Source organism: Streptomyces sp. NPDC037203, from assembly GCF_055605065.1.
This window is the reverse complement of record NZ_JBVJUC010000013.1, coordinates 74,856-96,284: the sequence shown is the minus strand read 5'-3', so window position 1 is coordinate 96,284 and position 21,429 is coordinate 74,856. Positions and strand designations below refer to the sequence as shown.

Genomic DNA, 21,429 nt, shown 5'->3' with positions numbered 1-21,429 from the left:
GGTTTCCAGGGTCCGACCTGGGTTTCCAGGCCAGATGTCAGAGGCGTCAGAGGGCGTCCGGGCCGCGTTCCCCGGTACGGACGCGTACGGCCGTCTCGACCGGGACCGACCAGACCTTGCCGTCGCCGATCTTGCCGGTGCGGGCCGCCTTGACGATGGTCTCGATCAGTTCCTCGGCGTCGTCGTCCTCGGTGAGGACCTCGATGCGGATCTTGGGAACCAGGTCGACGGTGTACTCCGCGCCGCGGTAGACCTCGGTGTGGCCCCGCTGCCGACCGTAGCCGCTGGCCTCGGTGACCGTCAGTCCGTGGACGCCGAAGGACTGAAGGGCTTCCTTGATCTCGTCGAGCCGGTACGGCTTGACGACGGCCGTGATGAGCTTCATGCGTCCACCTTCTTGGTCTGCTTCCCGCTCTTGCTGTCGTCCTGATTCTCCGGCCGCTTGCCTGCGGCGGCGGAGAGGGCGGAGCCGAGTACGCCGCCGCCGGCGCCGCTGAAGTCGTAGGCGCTCTCGGCGTGCTGGGCGCGGTCGATGCCGGAGACCTCCTCGTCCTGGGTGACGCGCATCCCGATGGTCTTGTCGAGGAGGAAGGCGAGGACGGCGGAGACGATCAGGGAGTAGGCGAGGACGGCGCCGACGCCGGCGCACTGCTTCCACAGCTGGGTGAAGGAGTGGTCGCCGTAGAAGACGCCGGTGGCGGCGGACTGGCCCTTGCCGCTGGCGAAGAAGCCGATGAGCAGGGAGCCGATGATGCCGCCGACCATGTGGACGCCGACGACGTCGAGCGAGTCGTCGTAGTTGAAGCGGAACTTCAGTCCGACGGCCGCGGCGCAGGCGACACCGGCGATGGCGCCGACGGCGATCGCGCCGAGCGGGGTGACGGCGCCGCCGGAGGGGGTGATGGCGACGAGGCCGGCGACCGCGCCGGAGGCGGCGCCGAGGGTGGTGCAGGCGCCGTGCCGGATCTTCTCGTAGCCGAGCCAGGCGAGCATGGCGGCGGCGGTGGCGATCTGGGTGTTGACGAACATCAGGGGGCCGACGCCGTCGTCGTTGCCGAGCCAGGAGCCGGCGTTGAAGCCGAACCAGCCGAACCACAGCAGACCGGAGCCGAGCATGACCAGGGGCAGGCTGTGCGGGCGCATCGGGTCCTTCTTGAAGCCGACGCGCTTGCCGATGACGAGGATGACGCCGAGCCCCGCGGCACCGGCGTTGATGTGGACCGCCGTGCCTCCGGCGAAGTCGATCACGCCCAGCTTGTAGGCCCAGCCGCCGGCGCCCCAGACCCAGTGCGCGACCGGGAAGTAGACCAGGGTGACCCACAGCACGAGGAAGACGGCCCAGGCGCTGAATTTCACCCGGTCGGCGAGGGCGCCGCTGATCAGGGCCGGTGTGATGATCGCGAACATCATCTGGAAGACGGCGAAGACGAAGACCGGGATGGTGTAGCCGGGCCACAGGTCCGTCTTGCCGATGCCGGTCCAGCCGACGTAGCCGGAGGACCAGCCGATCAGGGAGCCGTGGTCCGTACCGAAGCTCATCGAGAAGCCGTAGAGCACCCACAGGATGGTGACGATGCCCATGCTGATGAAGCTCATCATCAGCATGTTCAGCGTGCTCTTGACCCGGACCATGCCTCCGTAGAAGAAGGCCAGGCCCGGCGTCATGAGCAGCACCAGGGCGGAAGCAATGAGCATGAAGCCTGTATTGGCGGACGACAGCTTGGGTGCGTCCGCCGCAAGCATGATGGCTGGGGCCATCGGCGTCTCCTCGTCGATCGGGGCGCCCCCCTGCGGGCGGTGCCCCAGCGGTCCGGTGGGGTGGTGTGGGGGCCGGGTATGCGCCAGAGACTGACGGAGCACCGTTTCCACGGAGGCCACTCGTTGTTTCACCGGGGTGACGAAGACGACCCGTGTGTTACGCGTGCATGAACCGGCCGCGGCGCGGGCCTCTCGATGACCTGGCGTTGGGGGAGCCGAGTCGGGCGGTTCGGGAGGTCCGGCCGCGGCCGGGGTTTCGGGGCGGGGTCCGGGTCAGACGGCCTCGGACTCGGGGAGGTCGACGGCGAGCTGTTCGGCGAGATCGACCACGGCGGCGAGATCGCCGTGGTCCCGCACGGCCGCGCCGACCGTCTTTCGGATACGGGTGTTCACGCGCTCGGAGCGGACCTTCTTGGCCACGGTCATCGCCCGCGAGGCGAACTCGGTGCCGGCCTCGGGCTCGCCCTGGAGCAGATGCACGGTGGCCATGCCGATCAGATTGAGCGCATACGACCGCTGGTGCTCGCCGTCCTTGGCGAACAGGTCCACCGCGCGGCGCATCAGCGGCTCGGCGAGGGAGGCGTAGGCGGGGCTGCGGCCCGCGTGGTAGGCGAGGTCGCGGAAGGAGTGGGAGTTCTCCGCGTACAGCTCGGCCTCGGAGAAGAAGCGGATCCAGTCGGGGTCCGGCTCGTCCCACTCCTCCGCCTCGGCGAAGGTGTCCTCGGCCATCCGCACCGCGCGCTTGGTCCGGCCGGGCTGGCCCATGTTGGCGTAGGCGCGGGCCTCCATCGCATACAGCATGGCCTGGGTGCGCGGTCCGGCGCAGTCGCGGCTGCCGTACTGGGCGAGGTGGATCAGCTCCAGGGCGTCGTCGGGCCGGCCGAGGTGGATCATCTGGCGGCTCATGCTGGAGAGGATGTACGAGCCGAGCGGCCGGTCCCCGGCCTCCTTGGCCGCGTGCAGCGCGAGGACGAAGTACTTCTGCGCGGTGGGCTGGAGCCCGACGTCGTACGACATCCAGCCGGCCAGTTCGGCCAGTTCGGCGGCGACCTTGAACAGCTTGCGGGTGGTGGCCTCGGGCTGGGGTTCCTGGAGCAGGTCGGTGACCTCGTGCAGCTGGCCGACGACGGCCTTGCGGCGCAGGCCGCCGCCGCACTGGGCGTCCCACTGGCGGAACATCCGGGTGGTGGACTCCAGCAGGTCCAGCTCCGGCCTGGACAGGCGGCCGGGCCGGCGGGAGTCGGCGGCGGGCTCGGGGGCGGGCGCGGCCGGGGTGCCGGGGGTGGGCACGAGCCAGCGCTGCATGGGTTCGATCAGGGAAGGCCCCGCGGAGAGCGCGAGGGAGGTGCCGAGGAAGCCGCGCCGGGCGAGCATCAGGTCGCTGCGGGAGAACTCGCCGAGCTGGGCGACGGTCTGCGGGCCGGTCCAGGGCAGGTCCACACCGCAGGCGGCGGTCGACTGGCGGGCGGCGCGCAGGCCCAGGTCCTCGATGGAGACCACGCAGCCGAAGCGCTCGGAGAACAGCTCGGAGAGGATGCGCGGGATCGGTTCGCGCGGGTTCTCGCCGTCCAGCCAGCGGCGCACGCGGGAGGTGTCGGTGGAGATGTGGTTGGCACCCAACTGGCGGGCCCTGCGGTTCACTTGGCGGGCCAGCTCGCCCTTGGACCAGCCGCTGCGCACGAACCACGAGCCGAGCAGCTCATTGGGGCGCTTGTCAGCGTTTGTCCCGCTTCCGCCATTGCCGCCCACTGGAACGCCCCCATCCCTGAGACCTCTTGCCGCCCGAGTGCGCCAAGCCCTATCAGAATGCCGGTAAATACCGCCCGGCGTCCCCCGGTTCCCAGTCTTCGAACGCGATACCGAGCCGTTCTCGGAACCATTTCGGGTTACCGCCGAGTCGCTTCCGGGTTGCCCCCGGCATACCCAGGGGCGCATGTGCCCCGAGGATTTCGCACACTCACAGTAACCCCGTGATCACCGGCTCGGCCACGCGGATCAGAGAAACGCCACCATTCGCCACCCCTTCGAATGAACTCGCGGTCCGTCCCACGCGATTCACTTGACACAGGACGCACGGAAGCGGGCGGAGTGATGCGCAAAGGGGCGCGCGGATTACGGCGTGCCACCCGACATGCTTCAAAGCGCCGCCCCGGTTCCGTCACGGCCGGGGCATGCGGAGCCGTAACGTTACGTTCCGCTTCCGTCTCGTTCCGTGTCGTAACCACCGGCGCGCTGGACCCGTTGGAGGGGGCATGGGCTTCACGATCGGCGGCATTCGCGAGATCCGCTCCGGCACGCGCCGGCGTGGCCGGCCGGCGGAGTGCACCACCGTCGCCGAGTTCACCGGGCTCTGGGGCTGGGACGTGGTGCCGGGTGCCCGCGCCTCGGCGGGCGCCTGCTCCTGCGGCCTCGCGGAGTGTGCCGAGCCGGGCGCGCATCCGCTCGGCTTCGCGCCCGAGGTGCCGGCCGGGGCCACGCTGGACGAGGTGACCAAGGCATGGGCGGAGTTCCCCGGCGCCTCGGTGCTGCTGCCGGTGGGCCGCGCGTTCGACGTGGTGGAGGTCTCCGAGCCGGCCGGCCGGCGCGCCCTGGTCCGGCTGGAGCGGATGGGGCTGCCGCTGGGTCCGGTGGCCCTGACCCCCGAGGGCCGGGCGCAGTTCTTCGTGGCGGCGGGCGCCGCGGCCGAGCTGCCCCGGCTGCTGTACCGCATGGGCTGGGACGACCCGCGCGCCCTGGATCTGCGCGGGCTCGGGCCGGGTGCGTACATCACCGCACCGCCCAGCGACCGGGGCGGCCGGGGTCCGGTGCGCTGGCTGCGCCCGCCCGCCCTCGACTCCGCGACCCGCCCCCCGGCGGCCCGGCTGCTGCTGGGAACGCTGGCGTATGTGGCGCACCGGTCGCGCTCGCGGGCCTGAGACCGCGGCAGGAAGGACGACGGCCGGAAGGCACCCGCGGAAGACAGCGGCCGGAAGGCGCCGGGAGAAGGCGGTCGGCGGGCGCTGACGGGCGGCGGCCGGAAAGAGCGAAGTGCCCGTCCTCGACTGCACCTCGAGGACGGGCACTTCTTCACGCCGGGAGGATGGACCTACCCCTCAGTCTCCGATCAGGGCGTCCACGAACGCCTCGGGCTCGAACGGCGCCAGGTCGTCCGCGCCCTCGCCGAGCCCGATCAGCTTGACCGGCACGCCCAGCTCGCGCTGGACCGCGACCACGATGCCACCCTTGGCGGTGCCGTCCAGCTTGGTCAGCACGATGCCGGTGATGTCCACGACCTCCGCGAACACCCGCGCCTGCACCAGGCCGTTCTGCCCGGTGGTGGCGTCCAGGACCAGCAGCACCTCGTCCAGCGGCGCGTGCTTCTCGACCACGCGCTTGACCTTGCCCAGCTCGTCCATGAGACCGGTCTTGGTGTGCAGCCGGCCCGCGGTGTCGATGAGGACGACGTCGACCCCCATCTCCTTGCCCTCCTTCACCGCGTCGAAGGCCACGGAGGCGGGGTCACCGCCCTCCGGACCGCGCACGGTGTAGGCGCCGACCCGCTCGCCCCAGGTCTGGAGCTGGTCGGCGGCGGCGGCACGGAAGGTGTCGGCGGCGCCGAGCACCACGCTGCGGCCGTCGGCGACCAGGACGCGGGCGAGCTTGCCGGTGGTGGTGGTCTTGCCGGTGCCGTTGACGCCGACGACCATGACGATGCCGGGCTTGCGGTCGGCGGGCTCGGTCTTCACGGTGCGGTCGACATCGGTGCCGACCAGCTTGAGCAGCTCCTCGCGCAGCAGGCCGCGCAGCTCCTCGGGGGTGCGGGTGCCGAGCACCTTGACGCGCTCGCGCAGGCCCTCCACCAGCTCCTGGGTGGGCTGCACGCCGACGTCGGCGGTGAGCAGGGTGTCCTCGATCTCCTCCCAGGTCTCGTCGTCCAGGTGCTCGCGCGAGAGCAGCGTGAGCAGGCCCTTGCCGAGAGCGTTCTGGGAGCGGGACAGACGGGTGCGGAGCCGGACGAGCCGGCCTGCGGTGGGCTCCGGGATCTCGATCTCGGGAGCCTCGACGGTGGGTACGGGAGGCTCCTCTACGGCGACCGGCGGGCCGCCAGGGAGATCCACCTCCTCGATCGTCCGGCGCGGTTCGTCGCGCGGCGTCTCGGCCTCTTCGCCGACATGCGGCTCGGCCGGGGGCGCGGTGATGTCGGGCGCCTTCGGGGGCGGCGGGGGCAGTGACTTCCGGCGTCGGCTGCCCACGATCAGCCCGCCGAGCGCGCCGAGCACGACCACGGCGATGACTACAGCAAGGATGACGGTTTCCATAACGCGTCCAGTATCGGCCATGGGTTCCGCCGGGACCGGGCTTGTGGCATCCTCCGAGAGACAAACGCCACGTTTGGCGAGGAGTGGGAGCAAAGTACGATGGTCCGGGCTGCGTTGACGCGCGTAGAGTCCGACCGTCCCCTTCCCCCACCTCTAGGGCACCTTTCCCCATGAGCAAAACCGTCGAGACCGAAGGCGCTCTCGAGACCCGTGGCATCGAGCAGGTCCCGGACGACGAGCGGACCGGCCGGACCCGTGAGCTGTTCCCGACCTGGGTCGGCGCCAACATCAGCGTGCTGCTGCTGACGATGGGCGCGAGCCTCGTCGTGGCGTACCACCTGAACATCTGGCAGGCGCTGGTCGTCGCCGTCGCGGCGCCCGTCGTGTCGTACGGCCTCGTCGGTCTGATCGGCATCGCCGGCAAGCGGGGCGGGGCGCCGGGTATGGCGCTGTCCCGCGCGGTGTTCGGACAGCGGGGCAACCTGCTGCCGGGCTCGCTGATCTGGGTGGCCCGCTGGGGCTGGGAGACGATCAACGCGGTGACCGGCGCCTACGCCATGCTCTCCATCCTGGACATCCTGTTCGGGATCAAGGGGAACAGCGTCCTGGACATGGTGACGCTGCTGGTGTTCGTGGTGGCGACCTTCGCGATCTCCGGGCTCGGCATCAACGCCGTGCAGAAGTGCAACAAGTACGCCACCTACTTCTTCGGCGCCTTCTCGGTGCTGGTCCTGGTCTACCTGGCGGTGAAGACGGACTGGTCGAAGGTGATGGACCACAGCGCCGGTTCCACGGCCGCGGTGATCACCGGGATCGGCATGATCGCGGCCGGTGGCGTCAGCTGGATCCCGACGGCCCCGGACTTCACCCGCTATCTGCCGCGCACGGCCTCCTCCAAGGCGATCGTGGGTACGGCGGTCGGCGGCGCCGGTGTGGTCGTGCTGCCGATGGTCCTGATGGGCGCGGTGATGGCGGTCGCCACTCCGGACCTGGCCTCGGCCACCGACCCGGTGTCCTTCCTGGGCAAGATCCTGCCGACGTGGATCGCGGTGCCGTACCTGTTCATCGCGCTGGTCGGCATGCTGCTGATCAACTCGATGTCGATGTACTCGGCGGGCTTCACCGCGCAGACCCTCGGCTTCAAGGTGCCGCGGCACTGGGCGGTGTCGGTCAACGCCGTGATCTCGCTGGTGTTCGGCGGCGTGCTGATGCTGGTGGCGACGAGCTTCATGGGCTCCTTCATCGCCTTCCTGTCCCTGCTCGCGGTCGCGTTCTCCGCGTGGGTCGGCGTGTTCGGCGCGGACATGCTGCGGCGCACGGAGTACGACGGCCGGGCCATGGCCGACACCACGCGCACCAGCGCCTACTGGTACAAGGGCGGCTTCTCCCCCGCCGCCGTGGCCGCCTGGGCGATCGGCCTGGTCTCGGGCCTGCTGTTCACCACCTCGGACTGGTTCACCGGTCCGCTGGCCAAGAACAACGTCATCGGCCAGTACGGCCTCGGCTGGGTCGCGACGATCGTGGTCTCGGGCGTGCTGTACATGGTGCTGCCGAAGCCGGGCATCGAGGCTCCGGCGGACGCCGGGGAGACGGCCGGGTCCGCCCCCACCAGCAGCCCCAGCCCCACCGGCGAACAGGCGACCGCCGCCGTCTGATCGGACGCCCTGCGGGCTCGGCGGACGTTCTCGTGCGGCGGGCAGGGCGGTCGGTCGCCCGCCTCAACGCCGTAGCTCCGAGCGGCACCTGACGGTAAGTCAGCCGTAAGTCAGCCACCCTCCCCCTCCGACGCCTCGCGCCGGAGGGGGTTTTGGTGTGTCCCGGCGGCGGGGGTCGCTCGCGACGAGCCGCGGCCGATCGGTCACGGTGGCGCACCTCGTATCCGGAGGTGAACGCGCTGTTCGAGGGGCTGGGCGGCGCGCTCCCCGTCGCGGACGAGGCCGCCGTCGGCGCCCTCCCGGCGCTGACCGGCACACCGAGACCACGCACTACGCGTGCCTCGCCACGCTCACCCCGTGGGCCGCTGGCCAGGGCATCCGGCGGCCGACATCCGGGGCCTGCTGCCAGGGGGCCGGCCGCGGGCGACGGGAGCCGGTCGCCGGAGCGGCTCGCGGCCGGTCGCGAGACGCCGGGCCGGAGCGGCGGGAGCGGCGAGCAGGTCAGGAGCGGCTGGTCGACCGGGCCGGCAGCCGAGGCGCTCACGGAGGTCGCGACCAGCGCCTCGCCCCGTCTCGGCACCGGCGCGTGAAAGCCCTCGCCCCCGGACCGGGCAGTGGCCGGTCCGGGGGCGAGGGGAGATACGGGGAGAGGGGCAGCGGGGTCTGAAGGCCCTTCTCCCCGGGTTCGGGGTGCCTCGCACAGTCGCGGGGCTCAGCCCATCTCCTCCAGGGCCTTGCCCTTCGTCTCCTTGACGAACTTCAGGACGAAGGGGATGGAGAGGGCGGCGAACACCGTGTAGATGACGTACGTGCCGGAGAGGTTCCAGTCGGCCAGCGACGGGAAGCTCGCGGTGATCGCCCAGTTGGCGATCCACTGGGCGGCGGCGGCGACGCCCAGCGCGGCGGCGCGGAGCCGGTTCGGGAACATCTCGCCGAGCATGACCCAGACGACCACACCCCAGGACAGGGCGAAGAAGAGGACGAAGACGTGCGCCGCGATCAGGGCGACCCAGCCCTGCGTGGCCGGCAGCTTCCCGTCGACCAGGTGGTACGAGAACGCCCAGGCCTCCAGAGCCAGGCCGACGACCATACCGACCGAGCCGATGAGCGCGAGCGGCTTGCGGCCGATCCGGTCCACGAAGATCATCGCGATCACGGTGCCGATGATGTTGATGATGGACGTGGTGAAGGAGTAGAAGAACGAGTCCGTCGGGTCGACACCGACCGACTGCCACAGCGTCGAGGAGTAGTAGAACGCGACGTTGATGCCGACGAACTGCTGGAAGACAGACAGGCCGATGCCGACCCAGACGATCGGCTTGAAGAAGAAGCCGCCGCCCAGCAGGTCCTTGAAGGTGGAGCGGTGCTCGCTGCGCATCGCGTGCTCGATGTCGGCGACGCGCTTGTCCAGGTCGACACCCTTGCCCTCGACCTCGGCCAGGATCTCCTTGGCGCGCTCACGCTTGCCGACGGACAGCAGGAAGCGCGGGGACTCCGGGATGGCGAAGGACAGCAGGCCGTACAGGGCGGCCGGGATCACCATGACGCCCAGCATGACCTGCCAGGCCTCCAGGCCCATGAGGTGGCCGCGCTGGTTGCCGCCGGCGGCGTTCAGCAGGCCCCAGTTGACCAGCTGGGAGATGGCGATGCCGACGACGATCGCCGCCTGCTGGAAGGAGCCGAGCCGGCCGCGATAGGCGGGCGGGGCGACCTCGGCGATGTAGGCGGGGCCGATCACGGAGGCCATGCCGATGGCGAATCCGCCGACGATGCGCCAGAAGGCGAGGTCCCACAGCGCGAAGGGCAGCGCGGAGCCGACGGCGCTGATCGTGAACAGCACGGCCGCGATCTGCATGCAGCGGATACGGCCGATCCGGTCGGCTATCCGGCCCGCGGTGGCGGCGCCGATGGCGCAGCCGATCAGGGCGATGGCGATGACCTGCGCGAGCCCGGCGGAGCCGATGCCGTAGCGGTCCCGGATGGCTTCGACGGCGCCGTTGATGACGGAGCTGTCGTAGCCGAAGAGGAAGCCGCCCATGGCCGCGGCCGCGGCGATGAAGATGACGTGCCCGAGATGTTCGGGATGAGCCGTCCCGGCTCCTGACTGAGGTGCCTGCGCTGTGCTGGTCACGTGAAACTCCTCGGGCCACGGCAACGCTGCCGGGGTGGGGTGAGCCCTTCCAGGTCTCCAGTGGCGCACACGTTAACGCCACTTACACCTGAAGGAAAAAGCAACGTTGCAGAGACTATGCCTTCAACTTTCGAAGTCAATAGGGGGAATGCTGTGAGTTAGCAGATACAGCACCGCGCTCCGTGTTCAAGAAATGAACAGGGAGTGAAGTGATCTTGATCGACGGCTGCAGTGGATCTTGAAATGGGTCAGCGCAGACGCTGCGAGATGACCTTCGACACACCGTCGCCCTGCATCGAGACGCCGTACAGCGCGTCGGCCACCTCCATCGTGCGCTTCTGGTGCGTGATCACGATGAGCTGCGAGGACTCCTGCAACTCCTGCATGATCCGGATCAGCCGCTGGAGATTGGTGTCGTCCAGGGCCGCCTCGACCTCGTCCATCACATAGAAGGGGCTCGGCCGGGCCTTGAAGATCGACACCAGCAGCGCGACAGCCGTCAGCGACCGCTCGCCGCCCGAGAGCAGGGACAGCCGCTTGACCTTCTTGCCCGGCGGCCGCGCCTCGACGTCGACGCCCGTGGTGAGCATGTTGCCGGGGTCGGTGAGCACGAGCCTGCCCTCGCCACCGGGGAACAGCCTGGCGAAGACGCCCTCGAACTCGCGCGCGGTGTCCCGGTAGGCCTCGGTGAAGACCTGCTCGACCCGCTCGTCGACCTCCTTCACCACCTGGAGCAGATCGGCGCGGGTCTTCTTCAGGTCCTCCAGCTGCTCGCTGAGGAACTTGTGCCGCTCCTCCAGTGCAGCGAACTCCTCCAGGGCCAGCGGATTGACCTTGCCGAGCTGCTGGTACGCCCGCTCGGCCGCCTTGAGCCGCTTCTCCTGCTCGGCCCGCACGAAGGGGCGCGGCTGGTTGCGGGGGTGGTCCGGGTCCTGAGGCAGCGTCTCGCCGTCGGCGGCGGGCGAGGGCGGCACGAGCTGGTGCGGCCCGTACTCCGTCTCCAGCCCCGCCGGTTCGACACCCAGCTCCTCCAGCGCCCTGGCCTCCAGCTGCTCGATCCGCAGCCGCTTCTCGGCGCCGAGTACCTCGCCGCGGTGGACCGAATCCGTCAACTTGTCCAGTTCCGACTTCAGTTCACGTCCGGCGGTACGGGCGGCGGCCAGTTCCTGCTCGCGCCGGTCCTTCGCGGCCTCCGCGGCGGCGCGCTCCCGATCGGCGCGGGCGAGGGAGACCTCGACGTGCGCCAGCAGCTGCCGGGCGCCGTCGGCCACGGCCCGCGCGACCGCCGCCTCGTGGCGCAGCCGGGCCCGGCGCTGCTCGGCCCGCGCCCGCGCCTCGCGCTCCGTACGGGCGGCACGGTCGAGGGAGTCGGCGCGGCCGGCCAGCCCCTTGACCCGCTCCTCGTGGGTGCGGACCTGGAGACGCGCCTCCATCTCGGTCTGCCGCGCGTTGGCGCCGTCGGCGGAGAGCCGGTCGCGCACCGCGGTGTCCGGCTCCTCCTCGACCGGCATCTCCTCGGCGGCGGCGAGCCGCTCCGCGAGTTCCCCGGCCTCCGCCACGGCCTTGTCCAGCGCGTCCTGCGCCCGCGCGGCAGCGGCGGCGGAGCGCTCGGCCTCACCGGCGGCGGCGCGGGCCTCGCCGGCGAGGCGGCCGAGCCGCTGGGCGACGGTGGACTTCTCGCGGTCGGCCGCCCGACGCCGTTCGCCCAGCTCCTCCACGAGGGCGGCGGCCCCGGTACGGCGTTCCGCCGCGCTGTTCTCTTCTTCGGCCAGCCCGGCGCAGCGGACGGACAGCTCCGCGAGTTCGGCGGCGGCCTCGTCCACGGATGCCTGGACCTCCAGCAGGCTGGGGGCGCCGGCGGAGCCGCCGTGGGCGAAGTGGGCGCCGAGGAGGTCGCCGTCGGCGGTGACGGCGGTGAGGTGGGGGTGCAAGCGGACGAGGTCTTCGGCGGCGTCCAGGGTGTCGACGACGACGGTGTCCCGCAGGAGTCCGCGCAGGGCGGGCATCAGCTCGTCGGGGGCGCGGACGAGGTGTTCGGCAAGAAGCGGTCCGGGCCCGCGGTCGGTCGCGAGTGCCTCGTGGCCGCTTGCGCCCGCGCGGCGGACGCCGCATGCCGGGCACGGCTCCGCGCCCCTTCGCGGCGCGCCGTCGGGACCGGTGATGAGCAGGGCCGCCCTGCCCCCGTCCTGTTTGCGCAGGAGGCGGAGGGCGTCGGCGGCCGCGGACGGGTTCGTCACGGCGAGGGCGTCGGCGGCGGCGCCGAGGGCGGCGGCCAGGGGGATCTCGTAGCCGGGGGTGATCGTCAGGAGTTCCGCCGCCGGGCCGAGGAGGCCGGTGAGGGTCGTGCGGGCGTCGAGCAGCATGCCGGTGCCGTCCTTGCGGCGCAGGCCCAGGGCCAGGGTGTCGTGGCGAGCCCGGGTCGCGGCGCGGCGGCGCTCGGCGGCGGCGGTGGCCTGGCGGGCGGCGGTCAGGGCGGCCTCGGCGTCGGCCAGCTGCCGCTTCGCGGCCTCGTGGCGTGCGGCGAGGTCGGTGTCGTCCGCGTCGAGGCCGTCGACCTCGGCCTGGAGCGCCTCGTACTCCTCACGGGCGCGCACCGCGCGGTCCTGTGCCTCGTCGCGGGCCGTGGCCAGCCGGCCGATCTCGGCCTGTGCGGCGGCGGCGCGCGAACGGGCCGCGCCCACCTGGCCGCTCAGCCGGGCCAGGCCCTCGCGGCGGTCGGCGATGGCGCGGGCCACGTCCTTGAGCCGGCGTTCCTCGACGGCCAGTTCCCGCTCCAGTTCGGCGCGGTGCGCGACCGTGTCGTCCAGGGCGTGCCGGGCCGCTTCCAGGGCGGCCTCCAGTTCGGCCTCCTGCTCGCGGACGCGGGCGGCCTCGCGCTCCAGGTCCTCGGGGTCGCGGCCGCGGCGCTCCTCGGGCGGGGCGGAGGTGGCGCTGGTGACCCTGGCGTCGGCCAGCGAGATGGTGCCGCGTACCCGCTCGGCCAGCTGGGAGAGCTCGTACCAGGTCTGCTGGGCGCGCTGGAGGCGGGGCGCGAGCCGCCGTACCTCGTCCTCCAGGGCGGACTCGCGGTGCAGGGCCTTGCGCAGCTCCTGCCCGGCGGCCTCCTTGCGTTCCTTGAGGGCGGCCTCGTCGGCGATCTCGGCGTCGAGCGCCTGGCGCAGCCGTACGAGGTCGTCGGCGAGCAGCCGCAGCCGGGCGTCGCGCAGGTCGGCCTGGATGACGGCGGCCCGGCGTGCCACCGCCGCCTGGCGGCCGAGGGGCTTGAGCTGGCGGCGCAGTTCGTCGGTGAGGTCCTGGACGCGGGCCAGGTTGGCCTGCATCGCGTCCAGTTTCCGCAGCGCCTTCTCCTTGCGCCTGCGGTGCTTGAGGACGCCGGCCGCCTCCTCGATGAAGGCGCGGCGGCCCATCGGGTCGGCGTGCAGCACGGAGTCCAGCTGGCCCTGGCCGACAATCACGTGCATCTCGCGGCCGATGCCGGAGTCGGAGAGCAGTTCCTGGATGTCGAGGAGGCGGCAGGTGTCGCCATTGATCTGGTACTCGCTGCCGCCGTTGCGGAACATGATCCGCGTGATGGTGACCTCGGCGTACTCGATGGGCAGCGCCCCGTCGGAGTTGTCGATGGTCAGGGACACCTCGGCGCGGCCCAGCGGGGGGCGGCCGGTGGTGCCGGCGAAGATGACGTCCTCCATCTTGCCGCCGCGCAGCGACTTGGCGCCCTGCTCGCCCATGACCCAGCTCAGCGCGTCCACCACATTGGACTTGCCCGAGCCGTTCGGCCCGACGACGCAGGTGATTCCGGGTTCGAACCGGAGGGTGGTCGCGGAGGCGAACGACTTGAAGCCGCGCAGGGTCAGGGCCTTGAGGTGCACGCCGCCGGACTCTACCGGCCGCCGCTGTCTCACTCCATGAACGCCCGAGGCCGCGCGGTTTCACTCCTGGACACGCAGGGCACACCAGATGGTGAAGATGGTGAAAGGATGCGCGGGGGAAGAAAGAAGGGACGCCGAAGCGTCCCTTGTGATTCTGATGGACGGCCCCGGATGCCGGTCGTCCGATCTGTCGAGCGGTTGATACGGGCTGCCCGGCCGCTGCGTTGTAGAGCGATGCAGCGATCAGGTGAGCGCAGGCTCCGCCTGGTGTGCGTCGATGCTCTCCATGATCCTGTCCTGAGAAGCGGCAGCCGTCAGCGCTTCGTTCTCCGCCTGGATCCTGACCAGCTCGGACTCCAGGTCCTGAACACGCTGCTGAAGCCGTCGCATCTCGGCGAGGAGTCGAGGGTCGGAGCCGCCGACGTAACCGAGAAGCGCCTTTGCCATGATGGATGGTCCTCCACACTGAGTGACCGACCGATGCGGTGTGGGTCGTGAGGGATTCGCACCCGCGGTGCTTGGCACATCCGAGTGTTGCTCTGCTGTTGTTCTCATGCCAAACAGCTAAGGTGCGCGGGGCTTTCAGCGTCTCACCAAAAAGTTTGACGGTCAACACGATCACGCCCCGTATTGGCGGGCGAACCGGGGCGCGCGGCCGGAGAAGCACGGCGGCGCAGCGAGTCATCCGGGCCCTGGGGGCGCAGCGATCAGCTGTACCTGCGGAGCCTGCCACGCCACGCCCTTCTTGGCAACCACCAGGCCGTTTCCGCTCCCGGCGGGCGCGGGCGGGGGCGTGGCGGCCGGGGCCGGGCGGCTTCGGCTCAGCGGATCGCGAAGCCGTCGTAGCCGCCGCGGGGTGTGTCCCAGATCTCGGTGACGCCGTCCACACGGCCGGGCGTGTCGGCGCCCTGGAGCCAGTCCAGCAGCCCCTCGCAGCGCTCGCGGGCACCCTCCGCGACGACCTGCACCCGGCCGTCGGCCAAATTGAGAGCAAAACCACTCAAGCCGCCGATCTCCAGCGCCTTGGCACGGGTGAACCAGCGGAATCCCACGCCCTGCACGTGTCCACGCACCCAGGCGATCAGTCGGACATCCTCACTCATGGGGGCAACCTAACCGCCCGGTGTCGTTCGGGACACATCGCCCCCGAAGGGCATGAGGTACGGTCCGCACGCGGGTCCCTCTCCGGGGAAACTCACTCGATCGAGTGGGTTGGGGCGGCCCGAAGCACCAAAGATGTACGAGGAAGAGGGCAAGGTCATGGGACGCCACCGACGCTCGGACGCCGGCCGCGCCGCGGAGAGCGACACCCCGCGCGCCTCCGCCGCCGGGAGCGGCGACCTTCGTGCCCCGGCCACCGGGAACGACGATCCGGCGTCCACGCCTGCGGGGCCGGCCGGGGGTCGGGATCAGGCGTCCGCGCCCACCGCGCCGGTCGGCGGTCATGACCCGGCCGCCACGCCCACCGTGCCGATACCGATGGGCACCGCTCCCTATCTGAACCCCGAGGCGTACGCGGCGGCGAAGGCCAAGGCGGACGCGTATCTCTTCGCGGCCGGGCCGGTGCAGCCGCCCGCGGCCACGGCGGGGGACGCGGGCTCGCCGTACGCGGAGGCGGCCGCGGCAGGCGAGAGCGCGGCCGGCTCCGGGGCACCCCGCAGGGTGCCCGGCCGCGGCAGGCGGCGGCCGAGGCAGGCCGGGCGCGCGGTGAGCAGGACGCTGCTCGGGATGTGCGTGGCCGTGGCCCTGGGCACCGCCGCGGTGGCCGCGGGTGTGGTGCCGGGCTTCCAGGGCTACCGCCTCGACGGCAGCAGCCACACCACCGGCGGCGACCGGGTCCGGGCGGCGAGCTCCCCCGGCAATACGGCGGACGCGCAGGGCGGCACGTCCGGCAGCGCGGAGACCGGCGGCGCGTCCCGCAGCGCGGAGACCGGCGGCACGGACCACGGCGGCGGTGGTGCGGCGGCGGGTCCCGGCACCGGGCGGTCGCCTTCCTCTTCGGCCGCTCCCACGCCGTCCTCCTCCCCGACGCCGGGAACGTCCGCGTCGCCCTCGCGCTCGGCCCCCGCCTCGCCGGCCCCCTCGAAGTCCGCGAAGCCCACCACGCGCAGGAGCGTCCCGGCCGCCCCCGCCGCGCCGAAGCCCAAGCCCTCCCCCACCAGGGCGAAGCCGAGCCCGGCCCCGACGAGGACCGCGGCCCCCGCGCCGACCGTTCCGCCCGTGACCGTCTCCGCGCAGGCCGCCGCCGCGGCCGAGGTGCTGAAGCTGGTCAACGACGAGCGGGCCAAGGCGGGCCGCCCCGCGCTGTCCGCGAACTCGGCGCTGGCGAGCCTGGCCGGGGCGTTCAGCGACGACATGGCGGCGCGGGGCTTCTTCTCCGACACCGACCCGGACGGCAAGTCGCCGTGGGACCGGGCGGCGGCGGCCGGTGTCACCGGTCTGGGCGCCGAGAACATCGCGCGCGGTCCGGCGGACCCGGCGGCCCTGGTGAAGGCGTGGATGGCCAGCCCCGAGCACCGCGCCGACCTCCTGAACCCCGCCTTCCGCACCCTCGGCGTCGGCGTGCACTACGGTGCGGGCGGCCCTTGGTGGACGGCGGAGTTCGGCGGCTGAGTCCGGCGGCCGGGCCGGACCCCCCGTCCGGCGGCCGGGTCAGGCGGCGGCGCGGCCCCGCGCGAACGTGCGTGCCGTCTCCGCCACCCGGCGCCCGAGGTGCTCGGCCGTGGCGATGTCCGCCTTGTGCACACCCTCCGGGCCCTGGTCGGTGTCGGTCTGGGCGGCGGCGCCGGCGAAGAAGCCGAGGCGGTTGAGGTCGTTCTCGGAGGCGGTGCTGCTGTTCCAGCCCGGAAGCAGACCGAGGTTGACCCAGTGCATGCCGTGCTGGGCGGCGAGCGTCTGGAAGAACTGGAGCGTGTGCAGCTTGTCGCCGCTCTTGGAGCCCGAGTTGGTGAATCCGGCGGCCAGCTTGCCCTGCCAGTCCTGGCCGGCCCAGCGCGAGGAGGTCGCCTCGCCGAAGACGTGGAAGGCGCCGGAGGCGGTGCCCATGTAGGTGGGCGAGCCGAAGACGATCGCGTCGGAGCGGTCGAGTATCCGCCACTGCTCCTCGGTGATCTCGTCCACCTTGATCAGATGCGCCTCGGCGCCCGCCTCGACGGCACCGGCACGGACGGCCTCGGCCAGGACGGCGGTGTGGCCGTAGCCGGAGTGGTAGGCGATGGAAAGAACGGGGGTGGTCATGACTCTCCTCGGAAGGGCAGCTCAATAACGGCGAGGAAAGGAAAGCACTAACTTCCAGTTAGTGCAACCTGCCGGTTAGCGCTGCGTGGCGTATCCTGGTGCCATGACCGGATGTCCCGAGGAGCGCGACCAGCTCGCCTACAGCGTCTTCGCCAAGGCGTGCCCCTCCCGCTGCACGCTGGAGAACGTCACGGGCCGCTGGGGCGGACTGACGCTCGGCGCGCTGTACGAAGGCTCGCTGCGCTTCAACGAGCTGCGCCGCCGCGTCGACGGCGTGAGCGAGAAGATGCTCTCCCAGACCCTGCACGCGCTGGAGCGCGACGGCCTGGTGCACCGCGAGGCCCAGCCGACCAACCCGCCCCGCGTCGACTACGAGCTGACCGCGCTCGGCCGCGAGGTCGCCGGCCGCCTGCTCTCCCTCATCGAGTGCGTGGAGGGCGCGATGGACGAGGTGCTGGCCTCGCGCGAGCGTTACGACACGGCGCGCGGCGCCCGCTGACACGTCGGGCAGAAGTAGCTGGAGCGGTTCATCCAGGGGCGGCGCCGTATGGGCGTGCCGCAGCGGCGGCAGGGCTCGCCCTCGCGGCCGTAGGCGTCGAGCGAGCGGTCGAAGTAGCCCGACTCGCCGTTGACGTTGACGTACAGGCTGTCGAAGCTGGTGCCGCCGACGGCGAGCGCCGCGTTCATCACATCCCTGATGTGGCCGAGGAGTTCGGCCGTGACCGGGCGGGTGAAGTGGGCGGTCGGACGCTCGTAGTGGATGCGGGCGCGCCAAAGGGCCTCGTCCGCGTAGATGTTGCCGACGCCGCTGATCAACGACTGGTCCAGCAGGGCCCGTTTGACGGTCGTGCGCTTGCGGCGCAGCGCCTGGTGGAAGGCGTCGTCGTCGAACAGCGCGTCGAGGGGATCGCGGGCGATGTGCGCGATGACGTCGGGCAGTCCGTCGGGGGTGTTGTCGTGCAACGAGAGCCCGCCGAAGGTGCGTTGGTCCACGAACCGCAGCTCGGTGCCGAGTGAGTCGGCGAACCGGATCCGGATGCGCAGGTGCTTCTCGTCCGGCGCCTCCTGCGGCTGCACCAGCAGTTGCCCGCTCATCCCGAGATGCGCCAGCACCGACTGGTTGGTCTCCTCCAGCGGCAGCCACAGGTATTTGCCGCGCCGGCTGGGGTCGCCGATGTGATGCCCCTTGAGCCGCTGCGCGAAGTCCTCGCCCCCGGCCACATGCCGGCGTACGGCGCGCGGGTGCAGCACCTCGGTCTCGGCGACGGTGCGATGGGCCACCCACCGCGCCAGCCCCCGCCGGACGACCTCGACCTCGGGCAACTCGGGCATCGGGACCCCCGTGGGAAAGCGCGGTACGGAACGGAAGGACGCCCTGCGAGCCGGAAGGGCGCCGGATGTGACGAGCGCCCACCCCGTCCGGAACCGGTGGGGCGGGCGCTCGGTGGAGCTGTCCTCAGGCGGTGGCGGACGACGTGTCGTCGTCCTTCACGGCGTGTACGGCGGCCTGCCCGGCCTCCGCCGCCGCCTTGGCGCGCTCGTCCGCGGCGGCCTTGATGGCCCGCCAGGCGGACTCGGCGGCCTGCTGCTCCGCCTCCTTCTTGCTGCGGCCGGTGCCGGTGCCGTACGAGACGCCTCCGACGCGGGCGGCAGCAGTGAAGGTCTTCTCGTGGTCGGGGCCGGTCTCCGTGACCAGGTACTCGGGCACACCGAGCCCCTCGATCGCGGTCAGCTCCTGGAGCGACGTCTTCCAGTCCAGGCCCGCGCCCAGGTTGGAGGACTTCTCGATCAGCGGGTCAAAGAGCCGGTGCACCAGCTCGGACGCCGCGTCGAGGCCCTGGTCGAGATAGACCGCGCCGATCACCGCTTCGAGGGTGTCGGCGAGGATGGACGCCTTGTCCCGGCCACCCGTGCCCTCTTCGCCCCGGCCGAGCCGGATGAAGGCGCCCAGGTCGAGGCCGCGCCCCACCTCCGCCAGCGCACGCGAGTTGACCACCGCGGCCCGCAGCTTGGCCAGCTGGCCCTCGGGCAGGTCGGGGTGGGTGCGGTACAGCGTGTCCGTGACGACGAGGCCGAGCACGGAGTCCCCGAGGAACTCCAGCCGCTCGTTCGTCGGCAGACCGCCGTTCTCGTACGCGTAGGAACGGTGGGTGAGCGCACGCACCAGAAGGGCGGACTCGACCTGGTAGCCGAGCCGCCCTTCCAGAACTGTGTGGGACGAGGCCTGCGGACTACCCCCGCGCTGGCGGGGACTAGCGGCATTCGCGTCTGTCATCGGGCCTCTCACCAACCGCTCAGACTTCGAGGACCTGGCGCTTGTTGTAGGTGCCGCAAGACGGGCACGCGATGTGCTGCTGCTTGGGCTCGTGGCAGCGCTCGCACGCAACCAGGGTGGGGACCGCAGCCTTCCACTGCGACCGGCGGTGGCGCGTGTTGCTGCGCGACATCTTCCGCTTCGGAACAGCCACGGCTACTTCTCCTGCTTCTCGTCGACGCCCGCTTCGGCGCCGCTCATCTCGTCCTTCTCGCCGTCCGTCGTGGTGTCGGCGAGTCCCTGCAAAGCCGCCCAACGGATGTCGACGGCGTCATGGTGGTGTTCCGGGTCGTCCGCGAGCCGCGCTCCGCACTCGGAGCACAGGCCCGGACAGTCTTCCCGGCACACCGGCTGCATCGGCAGTGCGAGCACCACCGCATCACGCAGCACGGGTTCGAGGTCGAAAAGGCCGTCCTCGATAAAGAGCCTGTCCTCGTCGTCCTCGGCGTCGTCGCCCGGTTCCGCGATCACGCGGCCCCGGTCGTCGGCGTCAGGGTACGAGAACATCTCCTGGAAGTCCGCTTCGAGCTCCAGCTCGACCGGCTCCAGACACCTTACGCACTCCCCCTTGGCCGTTGCACGGGCGGTGCCTGTGACAAGCACCCCTTCCATGACCGACTCAAGCCGGAGGCCGAGTTCCACCGGGGTGCCTTCCGGCACTTCGATGACTCCCGGAATGCCGAGATCCCTGGGAGCGTCGATCTCGCGGGTCAGGCGCTGCAGCGCACCAGGACGCCGACCCAGCTCGTGGGTGTCGAACACGAGGGGGTTGCGGTGGTCGAGGCGGGCGTTGGAAGCCATTCCTGCTTTCGATCTGCGAACTCGAAGGGACACCGCCCGTCGGTGTTTCCGGGCGGCGGCGGTCGCGGGCTACTCCGTACGCGAGGCGTCAGGGCATGCGCGACCGAAGGGCCAGGATACTGGACCTTGCGCCCAGGGCCCAATCCGGCCCCGTCAGCGGCTGCCGCGCCCCTGCTCGTAGGCCCGCAGCTGCTCCGCGCTGATCATGCCGGTGTCGAAGAGGCTGGTCTCGTCCAGAGCGTAGTCCTGCTGCGCCGGGGACTGCTGCGGGTCCTGCTGCCGGGGGTCGTAGGCGGGCTGCTGGGGGTAGCCGCCCTGGTACCCGTAGGGATCGGCCTGCTGGTATCCGTACGGGTCCTGCCCGCCGTAGCCGGCCTGCTGCGGGTAACCGGGGTAGCCGGCCTGCTGCTGGTCGTAGGCGCCGTAGGCGGGCCCCGGCTCGTACGCCGGCTGCTCCGGCTGCTGCTGCGCGTACGCGGGCTCGGCGTGCGGCTCGTATGCCGGCTCGCCCCCCGCTTCGTACGCCGGCTCGCCCCCGGCTTCGTAGGACGGCTCGGCCGCCGGTTCGTACCCCGTCCGGTCCGTCCGGGGCTCGTACGACGGCTGCTCCTGCCGGGCCGCCGGGCGCCCGGCCGGGGCGTCCGCGAGGGCGGCCAGGTCGGCGAGGTAGTCGGCGTCGCTGGAGTGCTGGAAGGTCGTGGTGTCGTCGGCGAGGGCGCCGAGGTCGTCGGTGGCGATCCGGCCGTGCAGCTTCTGCCGGCCGCGCCCGACCGCCTCCAGGGTCTTGGCGAGCACCGCCTCGAAGGCGCCCAGCTTGGTGTCCACGTAGGCGTCGGCGTTGTGCCGCAGGGTCTCGGGGTCGGGGCTGCGCTCGGGGGCGTCCTCGTCCTCGTAGCCGTTCTCGTCCAGGCCCGGACCGGTGCCGAGGAGCTTCTCGCGGCCGCGGCCGACGGAGCCGAGCGTCTTGGTCAGGACGACCTCGAAGTTGGCGAGCTTGGAGTCGACGTAGTCGTCGGCCTCGGCGCGGATCTCCTCGGCCTCCTGGCGGGCCTCGGTGAGGATCCGGTCGGCCTCGGCCTGCGAGCGGCGGGCGATCTCGGTGCCGGAGATCAGCGAGCCGCGCTCGGCGTGCGCGGTCTCGATGATCCGCTCGGCCTCCCGCCGGGCCTCCTCGACCATCTGCTCCCGGTCGCCGATCAGCTCCTGCGCCTGCGCGAGGGAGCCGGGCAGCGCCTGGCGCACCTCTTCCAGCATCGCGAGCAGCTCGGCGCGGTTGATCACACAGGACGCCGACATGGGCATGGCCCGCGCGCCGGCGACCGCGGAGACGATCTCGTCGAGCTTCTTCTGCACGTCCACCTGTGCT

At 71.6% G+C, this 21,429-nt stretch carries 18 protein-coding genes; 4 read left to right on the top strand and 14 right to left on the bottom strand.

Annotation, left to right across the window (positions count from 1 at the left end; translation table 11 throughout):
- Positions 1-46 precede the first annotated feature (46 nt).
- The 3 genes from ACZ7EC_RS28735 to nsdA all read right to left on the bottom strand — a co-directional run bounded on the left by ACZ7EC_RS28735 (position 47) and on the right by nsdA (position 3,507).
- On the bottom strand, positions 47-385 hold the full coding sequence (locus ACZ7EC_RS28735; RefSeq protein ID WP_397983805.1) for a P-II family nitrogen regulator: 339 nt from the start codon (positions 383-385) through the stop codon (positions 47-49).
- Positions 382-1,758 carry an ammonium transporter gene (locus tag ACZ7EC_RS28730; protein ID WP_471067084.1) on the bottom strand — a complete coding sequence of 459 codons (1,377 nt, stop codon included), beginning with the start codon at positions 1,756-1,758 and terminating at the stop codon, positions 382-384. Before ACZ7EC_RS28730 ends, ACZ7EC_RS28735 begins: the two co-directional genes overlap by 4 nt.
- A 273-nt stretch (positions 1,759-2,031) precedes the next feature.
- Positions 2,032-3,507 carry a transcriptional repressor NsdA gene (gene nsdA, locus ACZ7EC_RS28725; RefSeq protein WP_471067082.1) on the bottom strand — a complete coding sequence of 492 codons (1,476 nt, stop codon included), beginning with the start codon at positions 3,505-3,507 and terminating at the stop codon, positions 2,032-2,034.
- Between the two features lie 503 nt (positions 3,508-4,010).
- Between nsdA and ACZ7EC_RS28720 the strand changes: the two genes are divergently transcribed.
- Complete coding sequence (locus ACZ7EC_RS28720; RefSeq protein WP_471067081.1) at positions 4,011-4,673, top strand: bifunctional DNA primase/polymerase; 663 nt, start codon at positions 4,011-4,013, stop codon at positions 4,671-4,673.
- A 177-nt stretch (positions 4,674-4,850) separates the two neighbouring features.
- Here the strand turns inward: ACZ7EC_RS28720 and ftsY are convergent, their stop codons facing one another.
- Complete coding sequence (gene ftsY / locus ACZ7EC_RS28715; protein WP_471067079.1) at positions 4,851-6,056, bottom strand: signal recognition particle-docking protein FtsY; 1,206 nt, start codon at positions 6,054-6,056, stop codon at positions 4,851-4,853.
- A 170-nt stretch (positions 6,057-6,226) separates the two neighbouring features.
- On the opposite strand from ftsY, the gene ACZ7EC_RS28710 reads away from it, so the two are divergent.
- Positions 6,227-7,711, top strand: a complete 1,485-nt coding sequence (locus ACZ7EC_RS28710) for a cytosine permease (RefSeq protein WP_471067078.1) — start codon at positions 6,227-6,229, stop codon at positions 7,709-7,711.
- 712 nt (positions 7,712-8,423) lie between these two features.
- Here ACZ7EC_RS28710 and ACZ7EC_RS28705 read toward each other — a convergent pair.
- The 4 genes from ACZ7EC_RS28705 to ACZ7EC_RS28690 form a co-directional block, all read right to left on the bottom strand.
- The gene (locus ACZ7EC_RS28705) at positions 8,424-9,842 is read right to left on the bottom strand and encodes a sugar porter family MFS transporter (RefSeq protein ID WP_471067076.1); all 1,419 of its coding nucleotides are present in this window, start codon (positions 9,840-9,842) and stop codon (positions 8,424-8,426) included.
- 248 nt (positions 9,843-10,090) lie between these two features.
- Positions 10,091-13,711 carry a chromosome segregation protein SMC gene (gene smc, locus ACZ7EC_RS28700; RefSeq protein ID WP_471067075.1) on the bottom strand — a complete coding sequence of 1,207 codons (3,621 nt, stop codon included), beginning with the start codon at positions 13,709-13,711 and terminating at the stop codon, positions 10,091-10,093.
- A 243-nt stretch (positions 13,712-13,954) separates the two neighbouring features.
- Positions 13,955-14,158 (bottom strand): hypothetical protein, encoded by a 204-nt coding sequence (locus tag ACZ7EC_RS28695; protein WP_014675251.1) that lies wholly within the window; start codon positions 14,156-14,158, stop codon positions 13,955-13,957.
- 374 nt (positions 14,159-14,532) lie between these two features.
- Positions 14,533-14,814 carry an acylphosphatase gene (locus tag ACZ7EC_RS28690; protein ID WP_471067073.1) on the bottom strand — a complete coding sequence of 94 codons (282 nt, stop codon included), beginning with the start codon at positions 14,812-14,814 and terminating at the stop codon, positions 14,533-14,535.
- 133 nt (positions 14,815-14,947) lie between these two features.
- Between ACZ7EC_RS28690 and ACZ7EC_RS28685 the strand changes: the two genes are divergently transcribed.
- Positions 14,948-16,324, top strand: a complete 1,377-nt coding sequence (locus ACZ7EC_RS28685; protein ID WP_471067071.1) for a CAP domain-containing protein — start codon at positions 14,948-14,950, stop codon at positions 16,322-16,324.
- 39 nt (positions 16,325-16,363) lie between these two features.
- On the opposite strand, the gene ACZ7EC_RS28680 is transcribed toward ACZ7EC_RS28685, so the two are convergent.
- Entirely contained in the window at positions 16,364-16,948 is a 585-nt protein-coding gene (locus ACZ7EC_RS28680; RefSeq protein WP_471067069.1) for a flavodoxin family protein, read from the bottom strand.
- A gap of 103 nt (positions 16,949-17,051) precedes the next feature.
- Here ACZ7EC_RS28680 and ACZ7EC_RS28675 point away from each other — a divergent pair, with 103 nt between their 5' ends.
- On the top strand, positions 17,052-17,447 hold the full coding sequence (locus ACZ7EC_RS28675; protein WP_471067067.1) for a winged helix-turn-helix transcriptional regulator: 396 nt from the start codon (positions 17,052-17,054) through the stop codon (positions 17,445-17,447).
- Here ACZ7EC_RS28675 and mutM read toward each other — a convergent pair.
- From mutM to ACZ7EC_RS28650, 5 genes are all read right to left on the bottom strand, one after another.
- Positions 17,420-18,280, bottom strand: a complete 861-nt coding sequence (gene mutM / locus ACZ7EC_RS28670) for a bifunctional DNA-formamidopyrimidine glycosylase/DNA-(apurinic or apyrimidinic site) lyase (RefSeq protein ID WP_471067065.1) — start codon at positions 18,278-18,280, stop codon at positions 17,420-17,422. The two genes, ACZ7EC_RS28675 and mutM, sit on opposite strands and share 28 nt — an antisense overlap.
- Before the next feature lie 124 nt (positions 18,281-18,404).
- A complete protein-coding gene (gene rnc / locus ACZ7EC_RS28665) occupies positions 18,405-19,235 on the bottom strand; it encodes a ribonuclease III (protein WP_471067063.1) in 831 nt (276 codons plus the stop codon).
- A 7-nt stretch (positions 19,236-19,242) separates the two neighbouring features.
- Positions 19,243-19,416, bottom strand: a complete 174-nt coding sequence (gene rpmF, locus ACZ7EC_RS28660) for a 50S ribosomal protein L32 (RefSeq protein ID WP_003951102.1) — start codon at positions 19,414-19,416, stop codon at positions 19,243-19,245.
- A 2-nt stretch (positions 19,417-19,418) separates the two neighbouring features.
- Positions 19,419-20,063, bottom strand: a complete 645-nt coding sequence (locus ACZ7EC_RS28655) for a YceD family protein (protein ID WP_471067061.1) — start codon at positions 20,061-20,063, stop codon at positions 19,419-19,421.
- A 153-nt stretch (positions 20,064-20,216) separates the two neighbouring features.
- Positions 20,217-21,422: an ATP synthase F0 subunit B gene (locus ACZ7EC_RS28650; protein ID WP_471067059.1), complete on the bottom strand. Its 1,206-nt coding sequence runs from the start codon at positions 21,420-21,422 to the stop codon at positions 20,217-20,219.
- Between the last annotated feature and the right edge of the window lie 7 nt (positions 21,423-21,429).